Origin of the sequence: Methylobacterium indicum (assembly GCF_001043895.1) — a bacterium.
GTDB classification, from domain to species: Bacteria; Pseudomonadota; Alphaproteobacteria; order Rhizobiales; family Beijerinckiaceae; genus Methylobacterium; species Methylobacterium indicum.
The window spans coordinates 1-6,925 of the sequence record NZ_JTHF01000278.1; the positions used below are offsets into that span (position 1 = coordinate 1).

Sequence of the window (6,925 nt, forward strand, 5' to 3'; positions counted from 1 at the left end):
CGCGGCGCCCGCCGGGGCGGCGGCCGGCAATGCCGCCCCGGCGGCCGGCGCGGTCTACCCCACGGCGGTCGCCCCGAAATACGCCAAGGAGCCGCCGGGCAGCGCCCGCCAGCACACCTGCCTCGACCAGTACAACGCCAACAAGGCGGCCGGCGGCGCCGGCAACGGCGGCCTGAACTGGATCCAGAAGGGCGGCGGCTACTATTCCGAATGCACCAAGCGGCTGAAGGGCTGAACGCCGGGCCGGCGCCGAGGCGCCGTCACGCCCGGGCCGGCCCGGGGGACGGCCGCACCGTGAGGGCCAAGGCCACGCCCAAACCCGCCACGGCCAGCCCCGCCAGCACGGTCCAGGCCGGCCAGGCGGCGCCGGCGCCTTCCGCCAGGGCCGCCTGGTAGGCCTCGATCGCCCAGGCGTTCGGGGTGAACCAGCCGAGGCTCTGGAGCCAGGGCGGCATCAGGAAGCGCGGCACCATGCTGCCGCCGACCGCCGAGAGCAGCAGCACCCCGAAGGTCGAGACGAGGTGGGCCTGCTGGCGGGTCCGCGCCGCCGCGCAGGCGGCGAGCCCCAGGCCCGCCGCCATGGCGGCGACCAGCACCCCGGTGACGAGCCAGGCCAGGGCGTGCGGGCCGACCGAGACGCCGTAGACCAGGGCCGCCGCCGCGAAGATCAGCCCCCCTTGGGCGGTGCCCTGGAGCACCAGGAACAGGAACTTGCCGAGCACCACCACCGGCAGGCCGCCGGGGGCGGCGGCGAGGCGGTCGGCGAGGCCGGACTGGCGCTCCTCGACCAGGGACAGGGCGCCCTGCATGGCGGCGAACATCAGGAACACCGCGGCGATGGCCCCGGCATAGTAGGCGACGCGGGCGTTGCCCCCGTCCGGTCCGCCATGCCCGTCGGCCGTCGAGGTCCGGGCGACCAGGGCGGCGAAGGAGAAGGCTTCCTTCTTCTCGCGGCTCTCCGCGAAGGCACGATCCAGGAAGGCGCGCTCGTCCGGGCCGATCTTGCCGGTGCGCTCGACATCGGCGACGACCCGCGACAGCACCACGTCGGGCAGGGCCTCGTTGAGGACCCGCTGCACCTGGCCCAGCGCGATCGGGGTGGCGAGGGCGCGTGCCGGGCTCTCGACGACGAGGATCGGCGCGTCGGCCGAGGTGCTGCCGGCGGCGAGGTCGCCGCGCAGCACCAGGGCGACGTCGACCTCGCCCCGGCGCACCGCCGTCACGGGGTCGCCGTCGAGGCGCGTCGTGCGCAGCGCCGGGTCGGCCTCGAGGGCGGCGACGAGCCGTCCGGTCGTGGCGGTGCGGGCCTGGTCGAGGAGCCCGACCTGGATGCGGATCCGCTCGCCGACGGCGCCGGAGAAGATCGCCGCGAAGACGCAGAAGATCACGGTCGGCAGCACGAAGGCCATCACCAGGGCGGCCCGGTCGCGCCAGAGGGTGAGCAGCATCACCCGGAACGCGGCGACGATCATGCCACGGCCTCCACGGGGGGGCGGGGGTGGTTGGCAGTGGCGTCCCCCGCCGTCACGTCGCGGTAGAGCACGTCGAGCCCCGGCTCGCGCACCCGGATCTCCCGCACCGGCACGCCGTGGCGGCGCAGATGGGCGAGGAGCGCCGCGCCGTCGCGCCCGCCCGCCACCGCGTCGCCGGCCCGCCGGCCGGTCTGCCAGACGAGCGGCGAGGCCGGATGGAAGCCGGCCTGGCGCAGGGCGGCCGCCGCCCCGGGCCCGGCGGCCTCGGCGAGCGCCACCTCGTGCTCGGGCGGGCCGGCCCGCAGGCGCGCGAGCAGGTCGGCGAGGCGCCCGTCGAGGCGGATGCGCCCGTCCTGGAGCACCAGGACCCGGTCGGCGAGGCGCTCGGCCTCGGCGAAGTCGTGGGTGGCGACGAGCAGCGCGGCGCCGGCCGCCGGCAGGCGCTCGAGCACCGCGTGGATCGCCGCCCGGGCGGCCTGGTCGACGCCCTGCGTCGGCTCGTCGAGGAGGACGAGGGCGGGCTCGCCGAGGAGGGCGGCCGCGATGTTGGCCCGGCGCTGGTAGCCGCCCGAGAGCACGCCGACGAGGCGGGCGGCGACGTCCTCGAGGCCGGTCCGCGCCAGCGCCCGGGCCACCGCCGGCGCCCGGGCCGCCCGGGGCAGGCCGATGAGGCGGGCGAAGACCTCGAGGTTCTCCCGCACGGTGAGCCGCGGGTAGAGGGCGATCTCCTGCGGCACCCAGGCGATGGCGCGCCGCACCGCCGGGTCGCGCCCGGGATCGCCGCCCGCGACCCGCACGCTGCCGCGCTCCGGGACGAGGCGGCCGGCGAGCAGCCGCATCAGCGAGGACTTGCCGGCGCCGTTGGGGCCGAGCAGCGCCACGGTCTCGCCGCGCGCGAGATCGAGGTCGACGCGATCGAGGACCCGCCGGCGGCGGTACGAGAAGGCGAGGTCGCGGAGCGTCGCCGCGGGGTCATCCGTCATGACGCCCAGAACAGCAGGGCTTTGCGGCATTCCGAGGGAGGCGCGCCGGTGCGGGGGAGAACCACCCGGAGCGGGCCCTACCGGGCCGGCAGGGCGCGGGCGAGCCGCACCCGCAGCGACGCGCCCGGTCCGGCGAGGCGGAAGGCGGCGGCGGCGAAGTCCGGCCGGCCGCGCCGGCCGGCGCCGTTCGAGAAGCCGTAGGGTTCGGTCGGCAGGCCGAGTTGCGTCCGGCCGAGGCGCCCGTCGCCGTCGAGGTCCTGGAACGCCGCCACCGCGTAGCTGCCCGGCGGCACGTCGGTGAAGCCGAAGCGCAGGCTCGGGGCCGAGGCCGGCCCGTTCTGGCCGATGCGGCAGGATTCCTCGGCGAGCGACCCAGTGCAGAGCGCGACGAAGACCCGACCGGCGCCGGGCTCGACCCCGTCGACCTCGATCGCGAGATCGGCGGCCGAAACCGGCCCCGCCAGGGCCAGAAGCGCGACCAGCGCGAGAGGGCCCCTCACGAGGCCTCCCCGAGGCTCGGAGAGGCCGCGAGCGGCATGCCGCGGGCGGGCACCGTCCCGACGGCCAGGTCCTCGGCCATCAGCCGGGCGGTGATGCGGGCGCCCTCGTAGATCACCGGCAGGCCGGAGCCCGGATGGGTGCCGCCGCCGACGAGGTAGAGGCCGGGCCCGAAGCGATTGTGGGGCCGGAAGTAGAGCATCTGCAGGAGGTCGTGCGACAGGTTGAAGGTCGCGCCCTCGTACACGTCGAACTCGTCGCGCCACTGGGTCGGGTCGACCACGCGCTCGTAGCGGATGCGCGATTCGATGTCGGTGAGCCCGAGCTTCTCCAGCCGCTTGAGCACCAGCGCCCGGTAGGAGGGGCCGACGCTCGCCCAGTCGATCCCGGCGCGCAGGTTCGGCACCGGCACCAGCACGTAGAGGCTGGTATGGCCGGGGGGCGCCATGCCGCCGTCTGTGTAGCCGGCATGCTGGACGTAGACCGAGGGCTGCATCGGCAGCACCCCGTCCGAGACCTCGCGGATGTTGCGGGCGTAATCCTCCGACAGCAGGATGGTGTGGTGGCCGAGGCTCTCGGGCATCGGCCCCTCGATGCCGAGATAGAGCATGTAGGTCGAGCAGGAGAGCCGGGCCTTCGCCACCTTGGCGTCCCGCCAGCGCGGCCGGCGCGCCTCGGGGACGAGCTCGGGCACGACCTTGGCGAAGTCGCCGTTGATGACGACCGCATCGGCATGGATGCGCTCGCCCCCGGCCTCGACCCCCACCGCGCGCTTGCCCTCGAACAGCACCCGGTCGACCGAGGTGCCGAGCCTGATCTCGACGCCCATGCGGCGGGCGAGCCCCGCCATCGCCTCCGACACCGCGCCGCAGCCGCCCACCGGGTGATAGACCCCGTGCTCGTATTCGAGGAAGCTCAGGATGGTGAACAGGCTCGGGCACCGGAACGGCGACATCCCGAGATATTTGGTCTGGAACGAGAAGGCGAGGCGGACCCGCGGGTCCTTGAAGTAGCGCGCCAGGTCGCGGTCGACGGTGGCGTGCGGGCGCAGGAGGGGCAGGGCCGCCAGCATCGCCGGGGAGGCGAAGCTGCGGAGCGAGTCGCAGGCCTGCTGCAGCACCGGGATGAAGGCCGCGAGCTTGTGGCGGTTGTCCTCGAGGAAGCGGCGGACGTTCTTCGCGTCGTCGGGGGCGATGCGGGCGATCTCGGCCTCGAGCCGCTCGACGTCCGGCGTCGCCTTGATCTCCCCGCCGCCCTCGAACACGAGGTGGTATTGCGGATCGAGCCGCTCGAGGGTGAGGTGGTCCTCCAGCCGCTCGCCGCAGGATTCGAAGATGTCGGCCAGGATGCGCGGATAGAGGAAGAAGGTCGGCCCGATGTCGAACCTGTAGCCGCCCGGCGCGGTCACCGTGCGGGTGCGCCCGCCGACGCACTCCTCCTTCTCGATCACCGTCACCTGCACGCCGTCGCGCGCGAGCATGAGCGCCACCGCGAGGCCGCCCGGCCCCGCTCCGACCACCACCGCCCGCCGCCCCGACAGGGTGCGGTACCCATCCCGCGGCTGCAACAACGCTCCACCTCCTGCCAGACCGAAACGCATGTCCGTGCGTACGGCCTAGTTGTGGTGCGCGACGGTGAGTCGGCAATGGTTGCGCATTGTCGCGGCGGGGGAAGGCGGGGGTTTTTCGGCGGGTGTGGCGGAGCGTTGACGGGCGGTCTGCTGCGCGGTCCTTGGCGTTGCCGCCCGGTCAGATCGGCGCCAACCGCTCACCCCCGAGCCGGTGCAACGCCACCGCCCCCGCGACCGCCACGTTGAGCGAATCGACCCCCGGCGCCATCGGGATCGCCACGCGGCGGGCGCGGGCCATCAGCGCCTCGGGCAGGCCGGGGCCCTCGGTGCCGAGCAGGAGGAGCGCCCGGGGCAGGGGCGGCAAGCGCCCGATATCCTCGCCCCGGGGCGAGAGGGCGAGCGGCGTGAGCCGGTGGCGCTCGCACAGAGCGAGGAGGGCGTCGCCGGTGGGGAGCCGGGCGAAGGGGACGGTCAGGCTGGTGCCGGCCGAGACCCGGATCGCCTTGCGGTAGAGCGGGTCGCAGGTTTCCGCATCGAGCAGCACCGCGTCGGCCCCGAAGGCGGCGGCGTTGCGAAACAGCCCGCCGACATTGTCGTGGTTGGCAAGGCCCACGAGGCCGACGAGCAGGGCCGGGCCCGCCGGCACCAGGGCGTCGGGGTCGGGCTCGGGCCCGCGCAGGCCCACCGCCAGCACGCCGCGATGGATCGGGAAGCCCGCCACCGCCCCCATCACGGGTTTCGCGGCGACGTAGACCGGGGCGTCGAGGCCGGCGAGCGCCGGCGCCAGCCCGGGCAGCCGCTCGGGCGAGACGAGCACCGACTCGATCCGGAACCGGGCGGCGCCCGAGAGCAGCACCCGCAGCACCACCTCGCCCTCGGCGATGAACCGGCCCTCGCGCCCGACGAGGTCGCGCTCGCGCATCTGCGTGTAGGCGGACAGGCGCGGGTCGGCGGGGTCGTCGACGGGGATCGGCGTCATGCGGTCCGGGTTTCGGCCCTGGCGGGTGCCAGGACGTATGGGGATCAGCCCTTGCGGGCGGCGAGCGGGTCGGCCTCGGCCTTGGTCGGTACCTTCACCAGGGCCTCGCCGTCCAGCACCGTCTCGCCGTTGACCGAGCAGGTGCAGGTCAGGCGGGCGCGGCGGCGCTCCGGCACCAGCTCGGCCACCTCGACGGTGACGTCCACCGTGTCGCCGATGCGCACCGGCGCGCGGAAGTTGAGGCTCTGGCTGATGTAGATCGCGCCCGGGCCGGGCAGGCGGGTGCCGAGCACCGCCGAGATCAGCCCGGCGGTGTAGAGGCCGTGGGCGATGCGGGTGCCGAACGGGGTGCGGGCGGCGAAGTGCTCGGAGAGATGGATCGGGTTGCGGTCGCCGGTGATCTCGGCAAAGCCCACCACGTCGGAGGTCGCGATGGTCTTCGACAGCGTCTCGGACAGCCCGACGCTCAGGTCCTCGAAGTACAGCACGCGCAGTTCGGGCATCATCGGCGTCGCTCCCGGTGGACGTCTGGGGCCGCGGCCGGGCGCGCGGGGCTCCGCGCCGTCCCGCCGGGTCCCACGGGGTCGCACGGGACGGGGGCGGAAATCCACTGGCGAAAGGTCGGAGGGGCGGCACCGTGGCCGAAGGCGGCCGGGCCGGGCGTCCTCGTCTGACCGAGGGGAAGATGCCGGATGAGAGGGGCGGGCCCGGCGAACCGGGGGCTCTGCTTTCGGCGGTCCGACGCGTTCCGTTCGGTCATTGCGCTCGGTCGGGCGCTATCAAGTGAGCAAGAATTGATCTCGTCTTTCCCTATCCATTTCTTTTCCTTCATTTCGACGCTGCGATGCATTAATAAAATTTTAGCGATGCAGGTGCGACAAGAATGGCGTCTGACGATCGCTCACCCACGGCTTGTCCCATGCGTCTATCCCTGAAGAGCGGCCTGACCGGCCTGTTCGGGATCCTCCTGCTGCTCACCCTGGCCCAGGGCGGCCTCTCCCTGTGGAAGCTCGGCTCGATCGAGACCCGCATCGCCACCCTGGCCGACGACGCGGTGCCCTCGATCAACGAGGCGCACGCGATCAACGCCCTGGTGATGCGGGCCCGGCTCTGGCAGTTCCGCTTCATCACCGCCGACGGCGAGGCCGAGAAGACCCTCGCGACCAAGAACTTTTCCGAGCTCGACGCGGCACTCGGCGAGCGGATGGACCGCTACCGGGGGCTGATCAGCTCGGAGGCCGAGCGGGAGATCTTCGGGAGCCTGACCGCCAAGGTCGCGGCCTTCCGGACCGACTGGGCCCGCCTCAAGGGCCTCCCGAGCCAGGCCGAGATCGACACCTTCTTCCGGGGCCCGATGAACGCGACCTATCGCGCCACGATCGACACCGCCGGCAAGCTCGTCGCCCTCAACGCCGCCGCCGGC

The 6,925-nt window shown here is 74.0% G+C and carries 7 protein-coding genes and 1 pseudogene; 2 read left to right on the forward strand and 6 right to left on the reverse strand.

Annotation, left to right across the window (positions count from 1 at the left end):
- Positions 1-235: pseudogene (locus QR78_RS27115) on the forward strand (hypothetical protein); the annotation flags it as partial.
- Positions 236-260: 25 nt separating this feature from the next.
- Here the strand turns inward: QR78_RS27115 and QR78_RS27120 are convergent.
- The 6 genes from QR78_RS27120 to croR form a co-directional block, all read right to left on the reverse strand.
- Positions 261-1,472 carry an ABC transporter permease gene (locus QR78_RS27120; RefSeq protein ID WP_048430723.1) on the reverse strand — a complete coding sequence of 404 codons (1,212 nt, stop codon included), beginning with the start codon at positions 1,470-1,472 and terminating at the stop codon, positions 261-263.
- A complete protein-coding gene (locus tag QR78_RS27125; protein WP_048430724.1) occupies positions 1,469-2,455 on the reverse strand; it encodes an ABC transporter ATP-binding protein in 987 nt (328 codons plus the stop codon). The genes QR78_RS27120 and QR78_RS27125 overlap by 4 nt, the downstream gene beginning before the upstream one ends.
- Before the next feature lie 77 nt (positions 2,456-2,532).
- Positions 2,533-2,955, reverse strand: a complete 423-nt coding sequence (locus QR78_RS27130; RefSeq protein ID WP_048430725.1) for a DUF2141 domain-containing protein — start codon at positions 2,953-2,955, stop codon at positions 2,533-2,535.
- Positions 2,952-4,523 (reverse strand): phytoene desaturase family protein, encoded by a 1,572-nt coding sequence (gene crtI, locus QR78_RS27135; protein ID WP_048430726.1) that lies wholly within the window; start codon positions 4,521-4,523, stop codon positions 2,952-2,954. The genes QR78_RS27130 and crtI overlap by 4 nt, the downstream gene beginning before the upstream one ends.
- 178 nt (positions 4,524-4,701) lie before the next feature.
- Positions 4,702-5,502 (reverse strand): TrmH family RNA methyltransferase, encoded by an 801-nt coding sequence (locus QR78_RS27140; RefSeq protein ID WP_048430727.1) that lies wholly within the window; start codon positions 5,500-5,502, stop codon positions 4,702-4,704.
- A gap of 44 nt (positions 5,503-5,546) precedes the next feature.
- The gene (croR, locus tag QR78_RS27145; protein WP_048430728.1) at positions 5,547-6,008 is read right to left on the reverse strand and encodes a 3-hydroxybutyryl-CoA dehydratase; all 462 of its coding nucleotides are present in this window, start codon (positions 6,006-6,008) and stop codon (positions 5,547-5,549) included.
- A 413-nt stretch (positions 6,009-6,421) separates the two neighbouring features.
- Between croR and QR78_RS27150 the strand changes: the two genes are divergently transcribed.
- Positions 6,422-6,925 (forward strand): MCP four helix bundle domain-containing protein (locus tag QR78_RS27150; protein ID WP_048430729.1); only part of this gene is annotated, 504 nt, incomplete at its 3' end.

Coding starts and splice junctions, on each gene's coding strand:
- QR78_RS27120 (WP_048430723.1), bottom strand. CDS start 1,472: ATGATCGTCGCCGCGTTCCGGGTGATGCTGCTCACCCTCTGGCGCGAC.
- QR78_RS27125 (WP_048430724.1), bottom strand. CDS start 2,455: ATGACGGATGACCCCGCGGCGACGCTCCGCGACCTCGCCTTCTCGTAC.
- QR78_RS27140 (WP_048430727.1), bottom strand. CDS start 5,502: ATGACGCCGATCCCCGTCGACGACCCCGCCGACCCGCGCCTGTCCGCC.
- croR (WP_048430728.1), bottom strand. CDS start 6,008: ATGATGCCCGAACTGCGCGTGCTGTACTTCGAGGACCTGAGCGTCGGG.